Annotated in this window: 14 protein-coding genes, 2 tRNA genes and 2 other RNA genes; 12 read left to right on the top strand and 6 right to left on the bottom strand. The window is 59.7% G+C overall.

Features of this window, described 5'->3' with window-relative positions:
- Positions 1 to 28 precede the first annotated feature (28 nt).
- Entirely contained in the window at positions 29 to 931 is a 903-nt protein-coding gene (rssA, locus tag ACMGF9_RS10275; protein ID WP_004932181.1) for a patatin-like phospholipase RssA, read from the bottom strand.
- Positions 932 to 1,049: 118 nt separating this feature from the next.
- Here rssA and ACMGF9_RS10270 point away from each other — a divergent pair, with 118 nt between their 5' ends.
- The 9 genes from ACMGF9_RS10270 to ACMGF9_RS10230 all read left to right on the top strand — a co-directional run bounded on the left by ACMGF9_RS10270 (position 1,050) and on the right by ACMGF9_RS10230 (position 5,459).
- Positions 1,050 to 1,514, top strand: a complete 465-nt coding sequence (locus ACMGF9_RS10270; RefSeq protein ID WP_004932183.1) for a YchJ family protein — start codon at positions 1,050 to 1,052, stop codon at positions 1,512 to 1,514.
- A gap of 68 nt (positions 1,515 to 1,582) precedes the next feature.
- Positions 1,583 to 2,431 (top strand): formyltetrahydrofolate deformylase, encoded by an 849-nt coding sequence (purU, locus tag ACMGF9_RS10265; protein WP_004932187.1) that lies wholly within the window; start codon positions 1,583 to 1,585, stop codon positions 2,429 to 2,431.
- Between the two features lie 175 nt (positions 2,432 to 2,606).
- Positions 2,607 to 2,691 (top strand) — tRNA-Tyr (locus tag ACMGF9_RS10260).
- A 213-nt stretch (positions 2,692 to 2,904) separates the two neighbouring features.
- A tRNA-Tyr gene (locus ACMGF9_RS10255) sits at positions 2,905 to 2,989 on the top strand.
- Positions 2,990 to 3,037: 48 nt separating this feature from the next.
- Positions 3,038 to 3,165, top strand: a non-coding RNA gene (locus ACMGF9_RS10250) — RtT sRNA.
- Positions 3,166 to 3,213: 48 nt separating this feature from the next.
- Positions 3,214 to 3,341, top strand: a non-coding RNA gene (locus ACMGF9_RS10245) — RtT sRNA.
- A gap of 192 nt (positions 3,342 to 3,533) precedes the next feature.
- Positions 3,534 to 4,106 (top strand): TIGR00730 family Rossman fold protein, encoded by a 573-nt coding sequence (locus tag ACMGF9_RS10240; RefSeq protein WP_004932190.1) that lies wholly within the window; start codon positions 3,534 to 3,536, stop codon positions 4,104 to 4,106.
- Positions 4,107 to 4,207: 101 nt separating this feature from the next.
- Positions 4,208 to 5,014 (top strand): exodeoxyribonuclease III, encoded by an 807-nt coding sequence (xthA, locus tag ACMGF9_RS10235; RefSeq protein ID WP_004932192.1) that lies wholly within the window; start codon positions 4,208 to 4,210, stop codon positions 5,012 to 5,014.
- 43 nt (positions 5,015 to 5,057) lie between these two features.
- Positions 5,058 to 5,459: a pyrimidine (deoxy)nucleoside triphosphate diphosphatase gene (locus ACMGF9_RS10230; protein ID WP_004932193.1), complete on the top strand. Its 402-nt coding sequence runs from the start codon at positions 5,058 to 5,060 to the stop codon at positions 5,457 to 5,459.
- A 21-nt stretch (positions 5,460 to 5,480) separates the two neighbouring features.
- Here ACMGF9_RS10230 and ACMGF9_RS10225 read toward each other — a convergent pair whose 3' ends face one another.
- From ACMGF9_RS10225 to ACMGF9_RS10205, 5 genes are all read right to left on the bottom strand, one after another.
- The gene (locus tag ACMGF9_RS10225; RefSeq protein ID WP_004932195.1) at positions 5,481 to 5,777 is read right to left on the bottom strand and encodes a YnjH family protein; all 297 of its coding nucleotides are present in this window, start codon (positions 5,775 to 5,777) and stop codon (positions 5,481 to 5,483) included.
- Positions 5,774 to 7,699 carry a DNA topoisomerase III gene (locus ACMGF9_RS10220; protein WP_004932196.1) on the bottom strand — a complete coding sequence of 642 codons (1,926 nt, stop codon included), beginning with the start codon at positions 7,697 to 7,699 and terminating at the stop codon, positions 5,774 to 5,776. The genes ACMGF9_RS10225 and ACMGF9_RS10220 overlap by 4 nt, the downstream gene beginning before the upstream one ends.
- Positions 7,699 to 8,808 carry a tRNA 2-selenouridine(34) synthase MnmH gene (gene mnmH, locus ACMGF9_RS10215; protein WP_414160635.1) on the bottom strand — a complete coding sequence of 370 codons (1,110 nt, stop codon included), beginning with the start codon at positions 8,806 to 8,808 and terminating at the stop codon, positions 7,699 to 7,701. The genes ACMGF9_RS10220 and mnmH overlap by 1 nt, the downstream gene beginning before the upstream one ends.
- A gap of 8 nt (positions 8,809 to 8,816) precedes the next feature.
- Positions 8,817 to 9,860 (bottom strand): selenide, water dikinase SelD, encoded by a 1,044-nt coding sequence (gene selD, locus ACMGF9_RS10210; RefSeq protein ID WP_016927479.1) that lies wholly within the window; start codon positions 9,858 to 9,860, stop codon positions 8,817 to 8,819.
- 157 nt (positions 9,861 to 10,017) lie between these two features.
- Positions 10,018 to 10,569: an NAD(P)H nitroreductase gene (locus tag ACMGF9_RS10205; RefSeq protein ID WP_004932204.1), complete on the bottom strand. Its 552-nt coding sequence runs from the start codon at positions 10,567 to 10,569 to the stop codon at positions 10,018 to 10,020.
- A gap of 160 nt (positions 10,570 to 10,729) precedes the next feature.
- On the opposite strand from ACMGF9_RS10205, the gene sppA reads away from it, so the two are divergent.
- From sppA to pncA, 3 genes are all read left to right on the top strand, one after another.
- Positions 10,730 to 12,586 (top strand): signal peptide peptidase SppA, encoded by a 1,857-nt coding sequence (sppA, locus tag ACMGF9_RS10200; protein WP_004932207.1) that lies wholly within the window; start codon positions 10,730 to 10,732, stop codon positions 12,584 to 12,586.
- A gap of 93 nt (positions 12,587 to 12,679) precedes the next feature.
- A complete protein-coding gene (gene ansA, locus ACMGF9_RS10195) occupies positions 12,680 to 13,696 on the top strand; it encodes an asparaginase (RefSeq protein ID WP_016927477.1) in 1,017 nt (338 codons plus the stop codon).
- A gap of 22 nt (positions 13,697 to 13,718) precedes the next feature.
- Positions 13,719 to 14,351: a bifunctional nicotinamidase/pyrazinamidase gene (pncA, locus tag ACMGF9_RS10190; protein ID WP_015378100.1), complete on the top strand. Its 633-nt coding sequence runs from the start codon at positions 13,719 to 13,721 to the stop codon at positions 14,349 to 14,351.
- The last annotated feature ends 220 nt before the right edge of the window (positions 14,352 to 14,571 follow it).

The following is a 14,571-nucleotide window of genomic DNA, read 5'->3' as shown; positions in this document are numbered from 1 at the left end:
CTGCGCATTGCCAACCAAGAACCGAGAATTATCTATTTTTTATCAACGGCAACAACCGATCCAGTTGTTTTTCAACCGCCAGCAACCCCGCCTCGATCGCTTCATCGGCGCGGTGGAAATCCAGCGTTGAGATTTGCGGGCAAAAAGGCTGGATCAAGACATCCGGCGGATCGCTCGCCATCCGGTTGCGCTTCAGGCGATTCTCCAGCATTTGAATCGATGTGCTCATAATCTCCATCGCCGTCGGCGCCGTAGCCGGTTTGCGCTTGCGCATTCTGCCGACGCGTTCCCGAAGACGCCCGCGCCAGGTAGCCGCAGGCGCATCGTCCGGGCTTTCTTCCTCGATACGTATCGAGAACAGATCCTGCTGCATCAGGTGCGCGTCATGCTGCAGATCGACCGCAATGACGATATCGGCGCCCATGGCGCGGCAAAGCGACACCGGCACCGGATTGACCACCGCGCCATCCACCAGCCAATAGCCGTCGGCCCATACCGGCGCCAACAGGCCGGGCATGCTGCAGGAGGCGCGTATCGCCTGATGAATATCGCCTTCGGTCAGCCACAGCTCACGGCCGGTACTGAGATTGGTCGTCACGGCACCGAACTTCAACGCACAATCGGCGATATCATTGATCTTCAGCAGCTGTCCAACGGCGTTAAACACCCGCTCGCCGCGCAACAGGCCGCCGCGCTGCCAGGAAAAATCCATCAGGCGAATCACGTCCCAATAGCTGAACGATCGCACCCACTGCTCCATCGCCGGCAGGCGATGGCTGGCGAACGCGGCGCCCACCAACGCGCCGACAGAGCAGCCGGCAACGATATCGATCTCAATCCCCAGCTTCTTTAACGCATTGATCACGCCGATGTGCGCCCAGCCTTTAGCCGAGCCCGCTCCCAGCGCCAGTCCGATCTTGATTTGCCGCATCGCGTCATCCTCTCGGTAAACGGTGTTCTCTGCTTTCAGGGTAGATTGTCACTGACGAATATTGTTAGGTAACATATGCGCTAAATTCATTTTCAGCCTCGTTTTCTCAGGAGTCATTTTGCCCGAATCATGCCCATGCGGCAGCGGACTGGCGTATAACGCGTGCTGCGCCCCTTTTATCAGCGGCAGTCAACCGGCGCCGACGCCCGGCCAACTGATGCGTTCACGCTTCACCGCCTACGTGAATCATAACGTCGACTATCTGATCGCCACCTGGCACCCCGACTGCGGCGCCGAAGCGTGGCGCAATGCCATCGTCGACAGTTTTAAGAATACCGAGTGGCTGGGCCTGACGATCGTGGAAGAGAAAGCCGGTCATGAGCCGGATGAAGGCTTCGTCGAATTCATCGCCCGTTTCACCGATGGCGAAAGCGGCGAGCCGCAGACGATGCATGAGCGCTCGCGCTTCCTTCGTCGCGATCAACGTTGGTATTATATCGACGGCACCAAACCCCAGCCCGGCCGAAATGCGATGTGTCCCTGTGGCTCAGGGAAAAAATACAAGAAGTGCTGCGGGCGCTAATCGGCCGGCGCTTCACGTTTACGCCTGCGCAGACAGGCCGTTCAGTATCAGACAGGATCCTCAAACCCATGCCACACCAAAATGTACAACGGAAAGTGTTACGCACCATCTGCCCGGACGCCAAAGGGCTGATCGCCAAGATCACCAACATCTGTTACAAGCACGAACTCAATATCGTCCAGAACAATGAGTTCGTCGATCACCGCACCGGGCGTTTCTTCATGCGCACCGAACTGGAAGGCATTTTCAACGACAACACGCTGCTGGCCGATCTGGACAGCGCCCTGCCGGAAGGTTCACTGCGTGAACTGCACAGCACCGGGCGCCGGCGCATCGTGGTGCTGGTCACCAAAGAGGCGCACTGCCTGGGCGATCTGTTGATGAAAAGCGCCTATGGCGGCCTCGATGTTGAGATCGCCGCCGTAATCGGCAACCACGACACGCTGCAAACGCTGGTGGAGCGTTTCGATATTCCTTTCCATCTGGTGAGCCACGAAGGCTTGACGCGCGAACAGCACGACCGCGAAATGACGGCCAAGATCGATCAATATCAGCCGGATTACGTGGTGCTGGCCAAATATATGCGCGTGCTGACCCCGGCCTTCGTGCAACATTATCCGAATCAGGTAATCAACATTCACCATTCGTTCCTGCCGGCGTTTATCGGCGCACGACCTTATCACCAGGCCTACGAGCGCGGGGTAAAAATCATCGGCGCCACTGCCCATTACGTTAACGACAATCTCGACGAAGGCCCGATCATCATGCAGGACGTGATCCACGTCGATCACACCTATTCCGCCGAGGATATGATGCGCGCCGGCCGCGACGTGGAGAAAAACGTGCTCAGCCGAGCCCTGTATCAGGTGTTGGCGCAGCGCGTCTTCGTCTACGGCAATCGCACCGTTATTCTGTAATCGTTCAATAAATCGGTGCATTTCGTTCAGGGATGCACCGTCAAGAATAAAAAAACGGCAAACGATTCATTTTCTGCATTTCAATACTTTACACATCCGCTTCATTTGATATGATGCGCCCCGCTTACCGAGACAGCGCTCTCGCAAGCAAGGCCAGTTAAATAGCCATGTATATGGTGGGGTTCCCGAGCGGCCAAAGGGAGCAGACTGTAAATCTGCCGTCACTGACTTCGAAGGTTCGAATCCTTCCCCCACCACCATCTTTTCGTTGCTGATACGCATTGGGTTAAAGCGAATCAGAAAGGGAAGGATAACGCGCTTTAGCGCGGCCCGAAGGGTGAGGAACGAAGTGACGAATAATCCTTCCCCCACCACCATCTTCTCTCTGCCAGGAGCGAAGACGCAGTAAAGAAACCGGCCAGGTTTCTTCCGGGTAAAACCGGAACAACAATTTGTAAATCCATGAATACCATGGTGGGGTTCCCGAGCGGCCAAAGGGAGCAGACTGTAAATCTGCCGTCACAGACTTCGAAGGTTCGAATCCTTCCCCCACCACCATCTCTTGCAGAAAATCCCAAAACTGAGTTAAAAGCACATCGCCTCCATAATGTTCCGAATCGGGGAAGGATGAGAAGCTTCGACCAAGGTTCGAGTCTCACGCAGTGAGACAACGCGCTTCAGCGCGGCCCGCAGGGTGAGTCGCGCAGCGACGAATCATCCTTCCCCCACCACCATCCTTTGCAGAAAATCCCCGAACCTAATTAAAAGCACATCACTTCCATAATGCTCCGCATTGGGGAAGGATGAGAAGCTTCGACCAAGGTTCGAGTCTCACGCAGTGAGACAACGCGCTTCAGCGCGGCCCGCAGGGTGAGTCGCGCAGCGACGAATCATCCTTCCCCCACCACCACCTTTTGCAGAAAATTCCAAACCCTACTTAAAACACGTTGCATCCAATGTTCTCGTATCAATAAATCAAGTTATCTCCCCTTATTAACCGCTTTCATCCAGCCGTTTTGTTCCTCTCTCCCAGCCGTAACTTGAACTCCGGCCGACAATTCGCTATACCACTGGCTTCTTTAGTGCAGTAAGGAACAGGTGGATGCGAAACAATATTTGCGTTTTTTGTGGCGCCAGCGAAGGCGTCAATCCCGCTTATGCCGAGCAGGCTCGTCAACTGGGGCAACTGCTGGCCGCACAGGGGCGCCGTTTAATCTATGGCGGCGGCAAAAAAGGATTGATGGGGATCGTGGCGGACGCGGTGTTGGCCGCAGGCGGTGAAGCGGTCGGCATTATCCCCGAGCGCCTGGTTGAAGCGGAAACGGCGCATCGCGGCCTGACTGAATTGGAAGTGGTGCCAGACATGCATACGCGCAAAGCCCGTATGGCAGCGCTGGCGGACAGTTTTATCGCCCTGCCCGGCGGCATCGGCACGCTGGAAGAGCTGTTTGAAATCTGGACCTGGGGGCAAATCGGCTATCACAATAAGCCGGTCGGCCTGCTGAACGTCAACGGATTCTACCGCCCGCTGAGCCAGTTCCTCGAGCACGTCGCCGATCAGGGTTTTATGCGTCACGACTATCTCGGCACCCTGCACATCAGCGAATCGGCACAGACGCTGCTGCAACAGTTTGACGACTATCAACCTAAAAATTACGACCGCTGGGCGAAATAAACCCGCGGCGCAGTCAGCGGTCCTGCCGCTGTCTGCGTTACATTTCCCGCCAAACTCTGCTACTATCACAGCACATTTTTCTCGTGAAAACGGCACCGCTCATGAAGTTTGTCTCTTTTAATATCAATGGACTGCGCGCGCGTCCGCATCAGCTGGCGGCAATTATCGAACAGCACCAGCCCGACGTGATCGGTCTGCAGGAAACCAAAGTTCACGATGACATGTTCCCATTGGAAGAAGTCAGCCAGCACGGCTATCACGTGTTCTATCACGGGCAAAAAGGCCATTACGGCGTGGCGCTGCTGACCAAAGCGGAGCCCCTGGCCGTGCGCCGCGGTTTCCCAACCGATGAAGAAGACGCGCAGCGTCGCATCATCATGGCCGATCTGGCTACGCCGCAGGGCACGCTGACGGTGATCAACGGCTACTTCCCGCAAGGTGAAAGCCGCGACCACCCGATCAAATTCCCGGCTAAAACACGCTTTTATCAGGATCTGCAAAACTACCTGGAGCAGCAGCTGTCGGCGGAATCCCCGGTGCTGATCATGGGCGACATGAATATCAGCCCGAGTGATTACGATATCGGCATCGGCGAAGACAACCGCAAACGCTGGCTGCGCACCGGCAAGTGCTCCTTCCTGCCGGAAGAGCGCGAATGGATGGATCGCCTGCTGAACTGGGGCCTGGTAGATACCTATCGCCACGCCAACCCGGGGCGCAACGACGAGTTTTCATGGTTCGACTACCGCTCCAAAGGGTTCGACGACAATCGCGGCCTGCGTATCGATCTGCTGCTGGCCAGCACCCCGCTGGCTTCGCGCTGCATCGCCACCGGCATTGATTACCAAACCCGCGGCATGGAGAAACCTTCCGACCATGCGCCGGTCTGGGCGGAATTCACGCTGTAACCCCATCCCCCGGCGCTCGCCGGGGTTTTATTCTGTGAAGCCGATGAAAATTATCGACGTAGTAGCCGCCATTCTGGAACAAAATGGGCGTATTTTGCTGGCCCAGCGCGGCGCAGGCAGCGATCAGGCCGGCCTGTGGGAGTTTCCCGGCGGCAAGGTTGAAACCGGCGAAAGCCAGCCGGAGGCGCTGACGCGCGAGCTGGATGAAGAATTGGGGATTAACGCCCGTATCGGCAACTATGTGGGCAGCAATCAGTGGCGGCAAGGCGAACGCATCATCCGACTGCATGCCTGGCGAGTCGCGGAGTTCTCCGGTGAACTGCAACAGCGCTGCCATTCGGCGCTGGTCTGGGTCACGCCGCAACAGGCGCAGGAATACCCCCTGGCGCCCGCTGACGTTCCACTGTTGGCGGATTATCTCGCCGCGCAAGGCGAGGCGCGCTGAGCGCGGTGACAGGTTACATCGTCACTTCTTCAATCGTACCCAAATCAAGGGGTTGGTGCCGATAGTATTAGGCTCACGCACGCACTGCAGCACTTCCCCTTCGACTTTGAGCACCGCCCCCTCGGAATAGTTCTGATTCTGGTAGACGCAACAACGGCTGCAGGGCTGCGCCGACGGCGGATTGTCGCCGCTTTTGGCCGCGCCCCAGATCTCCGGCGAAACCGGTAGCACCACGTCCACATCGCCGCGATTGGCGGCGGCCAGGCCGGAAAACATCAGGGCCGCGGCAGCCAATACACCAGTGAGTCCACGCTTCATTCACTCTTCTCCTGCGCCTTGCCGGCGCTTTTCCTGCGTTTTTTGCCTCCGCTGGAGGGCGGCGGCGGCAATCCACGAAACGCCATGCTCGCCCGGCTCTGCTTGGCCTGATAAATCAGCTCTTGCAGCGTGCCGACCAACGGCTGCATAAAGTCCTGATAGCGGCAGGATTTCTCGCTGATTTGCGTCAGCGTGGCTTCCCAGTTGGCCGTCATATCAGGGCGCGCAGCAAGATCCGGCAGCGAGTGAATCAACGCGCGCCCGGTTTCGCTGGAGTGAATATAGCGTCCCTTCTTGTACAGAAACGCCCGCTTGAACAGCAATTCGATGATCCCCGCTCGCGTCGCTTCCGTACCTAAACCATCGGTCGCCCGCAGGATTTTCTTTAGCGCTTTATCTTGTACGAACCGCGCGATGCCGGTCATGGCCGACAACAGGCTGGCGTCAGTAAACGGCCGCGGCGGCTGCGTCTGGCGCTCCACCACTTCACCGCGCTCGCACAACAGCTCATCATCTTTAGCCACCACCGGCAGCGGCGCACCTTCGTTCTCCTCGTCACGCTCCTTGCTGCCCAGCAGCGTACGCCAGCCGGCCTCCGCCAGGAATCGCGCCTTGGCGATAAATTTGCCGCCGGCGATATCCAGCTCGATCACACATTTGCGGAATACCGCATCCGGACAGAACTGCATCAGATACTGGCGCGCCACCAGCCCATACACGTTCCGCTCATCCTGCGTCAGATTAATCTTGCCGGCGCGGGCGGTGGGAATGATGGCGTGGTGCGCGTCGACCTTTTTATCGTCCCAGCAACGGTTGCGGCGATCGCTGTCGATCACCGGCTGCGGATACAGCTCGGGCTGGTGCACGCTGATGGCGTTCAGCACCGCGTGGCGGCCGGCGAAATGCTCTTCCGGCAGGTAGCGACAGTCGGAACGCGGATAGGTAATCAACTTGTGGGTTTCGTACAGCCGCTGGCAAACGTCCAGCACCTGTTGCGCGCTGAGGTTATAACGCCGGGCCGCTTCGATTTGCAGCGTGGAGAGCGAAAACGGCAGCGGCGCGGTATCCGATTCCCGTTTATCGTTATAAGACGTGACCAGAGCCGGCTGGCCTTCAATGCGCTTGACCACATGCTCCGCCAACGGCCGGTGCAGCAAACGCCCCTCTTCGTCCTGATAAGGCTCGCACGACTCGCTGGGCTGCCACAGCGCCACGAAACGCTCTTCTTTCGGCGTGACGATGTGCGCCTTGACCTCAAAGAAGTCTTTCGGCACGAAGTTTTCGATCTCTTCATCGCGCCGCACCACCAACCCCAGCACCGGCGTCTGCACCCTGCCCACCGACAACACGCCGTCATAACCGGCGTTGCGGCCCAGCAGCGTATAAGCGCGGGTCATATTGATGCCGTACAGCCAGTCGGCGCGTGAGCGCGCAAGGGCGGACACGCACAATGGGATGAAGTCACGGTTGTCGCGCAGGCGTTCAACCGCGCGCTCCACCGCCTGCGGGTTGAGGTCGTTGATCAGACAGCGGCGCACGTTCTGGCGCTTTTCCGCCGTCAAATCCAGGTAGTCCAGCACCTCATCCACCAGCAGCTGCCCTTCGCGATCCGGGTCGCCGGCGTGAACCACTTCATCGGCTTCGAGCAGCAACTTTTTAATGGCGTTGAGCTGTTTGCTGACCGAAGGCCGCGGCTGCAACCGCCATTTTTCGGGAATTATCGGCAGGTCTGCCAACGACCAGCGCGCATAGCGGCTGTCATAGGCGTCAGGCTGAGCCTGCTCCAACAGGTGGCCGACGCACCAGGTCACCACATCATTGTTGCCGCAGGCGATATACCCGTCGCCGCGGCGATGCGGCTTGGGCAATACGTCGGCAATGGCGCGCGCCAAACTCGGTTTCTCGGCTATGAACAGTCGCATTAATCACCGTTTTTCTGGCTGAACGTCATCAAAAATTCTCTTACTTCTGCATAGTTCCCACGGAAGACAATCCGCTGGGCTTTCTTTTCCAACTGATAGCAATACATCGGATCGTAGTACTGCTGCAACAGGGGCGCCAACCACTCGCGGTGCGCGTCACCCTGGCCGCTGAGACGCTGTGCCCGCAACGCCGCTTCCAGCCGCTGCGTCAGCTGCTGGAAGCGCTCCAGGCCCAACCGGCGGCGAATGGCGAACAGGCCGTGATGCAGATAGTCGTCGTACTGCCGCCAGCCTTCTTCCACGCCATAGGCCTGTTCGAACTGTTCGCGCATCCCGTCGATATATTCGGCCTGCAGGCGTGCCAGGCGAATATCAAACGGATCGTCGATCACCGCCACCGGCGCCTGCTGCATGCCGTTGAACAACGGCAACGGCAGATTGTTGCTGCCGATGATCCGCCCTTCGTCTTCCAGCACCCAACGGCGGCTGCCACCATGCTGTTTTTTCAGCAATAACACAGCCAGACGATTCTCAAAATCGATCTGTGAGCTTTGCCCCGCCAGCGTTCGGCCAAAAGATGAACCGCGATGGCGCGCCGCGCCTTCCAGATCGACGCCGTCGGCCAGTTCGTTGACCAGCAGCGTCTTGCCGCTGCCGGTATTGCCGCCCACCAGGGCCATCGGCAATGCCGCGCTTTGCGCCAACACGCCGAGCAGATAATTGCGCAGCGCCTTATAACCGCCAGTGATACGCGGGTACTCGACGCCGGCCTCATGCAGCCATTGCTGCACCAGCTGTGAGCGCAGCCCACCACGGAAGCAGTAAATATAACCTTCGGGTCGCTGCGCACAGGCCGCCAGCCAGGCGGTGGTGCGCTGTTCGAGCAGTTTGCCGTTCACCAGGCTGTGGCCGAGCGCAATCGCCGCTTGCTGACCATGCTGCTTATAGCAAGTGCCCACCGCCTGCCGCTCGCTGTCGACCATCAGCGGCAGGTTCACCGCCTGAGCGAAGGCGCCCTGCTGAAACTCGATCGGCGCACGCACGTCAATCAGCGGCACGTCCTGCAGAAAAATGCGTTGATAATCGGCGCTGTCCGGCCTGCCTTGCATCTTGGACACTACACAACCTCGATCAGCGGTTTACCTGCCTGTGCGGCATGCAGCTCACCGATAGGATTGAGCGTGATGCCGTGCTGCTCGGCAATCGCCAGCACCTGCGCCTGCGCCTCCGGCAATACCGCCAACAGCAAACCGCCGGAGGTTTGCGGATCGCACAGCAGCTGACGCTGCAAATCGCTCATCTCGCCCACCAGATGGCCGTAACTGTCGAAGTTGCGCCCGGTGCCGCCCGGCACGCAGCCCTCGGCGATATACGCCTCGACGTGCGGCAGCTTCGGCACCCGATCGAACCAGACCGTCGCCTGCAGACCGGAGCCCTGACAAACCTCGCTCAGGTGGCCCAACAGGCCAAAGCCGGTGATATCGGTCATCGCCGTGACGCCCGCCACTTCGGCAAAGTCGGCGCCCGGCTTATTCAGGCGGCACATCACGTCCGTCGCCAGCCCTTGATGTTCAGGGCGCAGCTTGCTTTGCTTCTCGGCGGTCGTCAGCACGCCAATGCCCAGCGGCTTGGTCAGATAGAGTTGCGCCCCGGCCTGTGCGGCGCTGTTCTTTTTCACTCGCTCGGTATTGACCACGCCAGTGACCGCCAGGCCGAAGATAGGTTCCGGCGCATCGATGGAATGGCCGCCGGCCAGCGCGATCCCCGCCTGCTGGCAGGCGAAACGCCCGCCGTCGATCACCTGCTGCGCCACCTCCGGCGGCAGTTTAGCGATTGGCCAGCCGAGAATGGCGATCGCCATGATCGGTTTGCCGCCCATGGCGTACACGTCGCTGATGGCGTTAGCGGCGGCGATACGGCCGAAATCGAACGGATCGTCGACGATCGGCATGAAGAAGTCGGTAGTGCTGATGATGCCGACGCCGTTGCCGATGTCATACACCGCCGCGTCGTCGCGGGTTTCATTGCCGACCAACAGACGCGGATCGACAAATTTTTCCCGCTCGCTGTGCAGGATGGTTTCGAGAACTTTCGGTGAGATTTTGCAGCCGCAGCCAGCGCCATGGCTGTACTGGGTTAAACGGATCGCTGGCGATGTCATAGTCCACTCCCTTCGGTAACGGCACTCAAGATAACATAGGGTAGCGCTTGCCGAGGGGATTGATAAGAGCGCGCCGCGGATAAGCGAGCGGCCTGCTCAGAAACCATGCAATTTTGCGGGGTTTGGCGCATTTTCGCCGCGCCCCGTTGGAAAAAACTTAGAAATAGCTGACGAAAGGCGTGCTGTCCGGCGGCGTCACTTTGGTGGCGGCCTTCAGCTGCGGCGTGCCCAGGTAGAGGAAACCGACGATCTCGTCCTGCTCGCGGCAACCGAAGGCTTCACGCACCAGCGCATGCTCGGTCCAGGCGCCGGTGCGCCAGATGCCGTTAAAGCCCTGCGCCAGCGCCGCCATCTGCATCGCCTGCACGGCGCAACCGGCGGAAACCACCTGCTCCCAGCGCGGCACCTTGGTCTCTTCAGTGCAATGCGCGATGACGGTGATGATCAGCGGTGCGCGGAACGGCGCCTTGGTGGCTTTTTCGATCGCCGCTTCATCCAACTGATCCTGCTTCGCCGCCGCCTGCAGCAGCTGACTGAAGCGCTCCAGGCCCTGATTCTCGATCATCACGAAACGCCACGGCTGCAGCGCACCGTGATCGGGCGCACGCAGGCCCGCGTTGATGATGTTTTGGCGCACTTCCCCCGCCGGCGCCGGTTCCGCCAGGCGCGAAGCCGAGCGACGATTCAATAAAAGATCCAGAGCATCCATCGTAAACTCCTGATAACAATTTTCATTCCGGCCACGTTAACATAGCTAAACGGCGAGTTACAGCCTCGGCGATAGCGTCTGTGTGCCACGATTTAAAGCTGACATTTACCCGGCCGCTCATTAGGATAGCGGAACATTCTCGACTCTTGTTGGAGAGCACATGCGCACATTGTGGCAAATTATTGCCGGCATTTTCCGGTGGACATGGCGTCTGCTGAATTTTATCAGGGAACTGATCCTTAACCTGTTCCTGGTCTTGCTGATCCTGGTTGGGGTTGGCATCTATCTGTCCTTCCAAAGTTCCTCCACCTCGACGGCCCCGGCGCGCGGTGCGCTGCTGGTCGATTTAAGCGGCGTGGTGGTCGATCAGCCTTCGGTAAACAACCGGGTGCGGCAATGGGGCCGCGAACTGTTGGGCGCCTCCAGTAGCCGCCTGCAGGAAAACTCGCTGTTCGACGTGGTGGACAGCATCCGCAAGGCCAAAGACGACAAAAACATTACCGGCATGGTGTTGCAGTTGAATGACTTCGCCGGCGCCGATCAGCCGTCGCTGCGCTATATCGGCAAAGCGCTGCGCGAGTTCCGCGACAGCGGCAAACCGATCTTCGCCATCGGCGACAGTTACAATCAAACGCAATACTACCTGGCCAGCTACGCCAACAAGGTCTTCCTGTCGCCGCAGGGCGCGGTCGATCTGCACGGTTTCGCCACCAACAACCTGTACTACAAATCGTTGCTGGACATGCTCAAGGTCACCACCAATATCTTCCGCGTCGGCACCTATAAATCGGCGGTCGAACCGCTGATCCGCGACGATATGTCCCCGGCGGCGCGCGAAGCGGACAGCCGTTGGATCGGCGGCCTGTGGCAGAACTACCTGGAGACCGTGGCCGCCAACCGGCAGCTGACGCCGCAGCAGCTGTTCCCGGGCGCAGCCGGCGTGCTGAGCGGCCTGCAGGCGGCCGGTGGCGACACCGCCCGCTATGCGCTGGACAATAAGCTGGTGGACGAGCTGGCGTCGCGCACCGCGATCGAAAATCAGCTGGTCAAGACCTTCGGCTGGGACAAACAGGCGAACGATTTCAACGCCATCAGCATCTACGACTATCAGCCGAAGCCGGACGCCAACCAGGGCGGCAAGATCGCCGTGGTGTTCGCCAACGGCGCCATCATGGACGGCCAGCAGACACCGGGCAACGTCGGGGGGGACACCACCGCCGCCGAGCTGCGCCAGGCGCGTCTGGATCCGGCCGTCAAGGCCGTGGTGTTCCGCGTCAACAGCCCAGGCGGCAGCGTCAGCGCGTCCGAAGTGATCCGCTCCGAGCTGGCCGCCGTGCGCGCCGCCGGCAAACCGGTGGTGGTGTCGATGGGCGGCATGGCCGCGTCGGGCGGCTACTGGGTCTCGACGCCGGCCGACTATATCATCGCCAGCCCGAGCACCCTGACCGGTTCTATCGGCATTTTCGGCATCATCAATACCTACGAGAAAACCCTGGATACGCTGGGTGTGCACACCGACGGCGTGGCGACCTCGCCGCTGGCCGATATCGCGGTCACCAAGGCGCTGCCGCAGGAGTTCTCGCAGATGATGCAGCTGAATATCGAAAACGGGTATAAGAACTTCCTCGATCTGGTCGCCAAATCACGCAAGATGACCCCGCAGCAGGTTGACCAAATCGCACAGGGCCACGTCTGGCTCGGCAGCGACGCCAAGGCCAACGGCCTGGTCGATCAGTTGGGTGATTTCGACGACGCGGTGAAGAAAGCCGCCGAGCTGGCAAAGCTGCAGCAGTGGCAGCTCGACTGGTTCGTCGATACCCCAAGCCTGAGCGATATGGTGCTCAGCCAGTTTGGCGTTTCCATTCACGCCATGCTGCCGGCCGCGATTCAGGCCATGCTGCCCGCCCCGCTGGCTTCGGTCGCCAACGCGGTGAAAGAACAACCTGGCTTGTTCAATAACCTGAACGATCCGCAAAACCGTTATGCGATCTGTCTCACCTGCGGAGAAGTCCGCTAACAAATAATTCTGCAGCCCGGCCACCGCCGGGCTTTTTTTCTGCCGCCATGTCCCTATAATTCAGCCCATCTTATCTTTGTTAAAATCATAACCATGCAAAAGAAATCCATTTACGTCGCCTACACCGGCGGCACCATCGGCATGCAGCGTTCCGATCACGGCTACATCCCGGTTTCCGGCCACCTGCAGCGCCAGCTGGCGCTGATGCCGGAATTCCATCGGCCGGAGATGCCGGATTTCACCATTCATGAATACGCGCCGCTCATCGATTCCTCGGATATGACGCCGGAAGACTGGCAGCACATCGCCGACGACATCAAACAGAACTACGATCGCTACGACGGCTTCGTGATCCTGCACGGCACCGATACCATGGCGTTCACCGCCTCGGCGCTCTCCTTCATGCTGGAGAACCTGGCCAAACCGGTGATCGTCACCGGCTCGCAGATTCCGCTGGCGGAGCTGCGCTCCGATGGCCAAACCAATCTGCTGAATGCACTGTACCTGGCGGCCAACCATCCGGTGAACGAAGTCAGCCTGTTCTTCAACAACAAGCTGTTCCGCGGCAACCGCACCACCAAAGCGCACGCCGACGGCTTCGACGCCTTCGCTTCCCCCAATCTGCCGCCGCTGCTGGAAGCCGGCATCCATATTCGCCGCCAGCAAGGCATCGACAGCCCGGCTTGCAACGGCGCGTTGCAGGTGCATGACATCACGCCGCAGCCGATCGGCGTGGTCACCATCTATCCGGGCATTTCCGGCGCGGTGGTGCGTAATTTCCTGTTGCAGCCGGTCAAGGCGCTGATCCTGCGCTCCTACGGCGTCGGTAACGCGCCGCAAAAGGCCGAGCTGATCGACGAGTTGCGTGCGGCCTCTGAACGCGGCATCGTGGTGGTCAACCTGACGCAGTGCATCTCCGGGCGCGTCAATATGGAAGGCTACGCCACCGGCAACGCGCTGGCGCATGCCGGGGTGATCAGCGGTTTCGACATGACGGTGGAAGCCGCCCTGACCAAGCTGCACTATCTGTTGAGCCAGCCGCTGACGCCGGAACAAATCCGCGCCCTGATGCAGCAAGATCTGCGCGGCGAGCTAAGCATCAACGGTTAACTTACTGAACTCTGGAGCGGCGATGAAAACGGCCCTGTTGTTGATCGATCTGCAAAACGATTTCTGTCCCGGCGGCGCGCTGGCGGTCACGGAGGGCGACGCCGTCATTCCGGTCGCCAATCAGGCGATCGCCGCCTGCCTGGCGCGGGGCGAGCCGGTGGTGGCCAGCCAGGACTGGCATCCCGCCAATCACCGCAGCTTTGCGGTGAACTCCCATGCGCAGGTCGGCACCCTCGGCGAGCTGGAAGGTCTGCCGCAGGTGTGGTGGCCGGTGCACTGCGTGCAAGGGAGCCACGGCGCCGATTTTCATTCTCAATTGCAGCGGCAACACATCGATGCCGTTTTTCGCAAAGGGCAGGATACGAGCATCGACAGCTACAGCGCGTTCTTCGATAACGGCCACCGGGCGCAGACCGAACTGCACGATTGGCTGCAATCGCAGGGCGTCCGGCGGCTGGCGATCATGGGCCTGGCGACCGACTACTGCGTGAAGTTCAGCGTGCTGGATGCACTGGCTGCCGGCTATCCGACGCAGGTGATCGTCGACGGCTGCCGCGGCGTGAATCTGCAGCCGGGCGACAGTGAGCAAGCGCTGCAGGACATGGCGCGCGCCGGCGCACAGCTAGTTACCCTGTCACAGTTTCTCGCCAACTAAATCCTCTCGGGCGCCACCGGCGCCCTCTCTACGCAGCGGCGAAATTATCGACGCCGCTCACAATACCACCTTTCTTCTTCCCCAACGGCTTGTGACCGGCAGGCGCTTTTGCTGTTATGGCTGCGACGCTTTTGGCGTCAATCGGTTATACGCATCCGGGGCCCACTGAGCCCGGCTTTATTGTGCCCGCCCCTGGCGGTACGGTCGGCCTTGCCGACCA

The sequence above is a fragment of the Serratia sp. BNK-23 genome (assembly GCF_047456145.1).
GTDB lineage: Bacteria > Pseudomonadota > Gammaproteobacteria > Enterobacterales > Enterobacteriaceae > Serratia > Serratia nematodiphila.
Note: the sequence above shows the minus strand (reverse complement) of the source record. Positions and strands in the feature narration are given on the sequence as shown.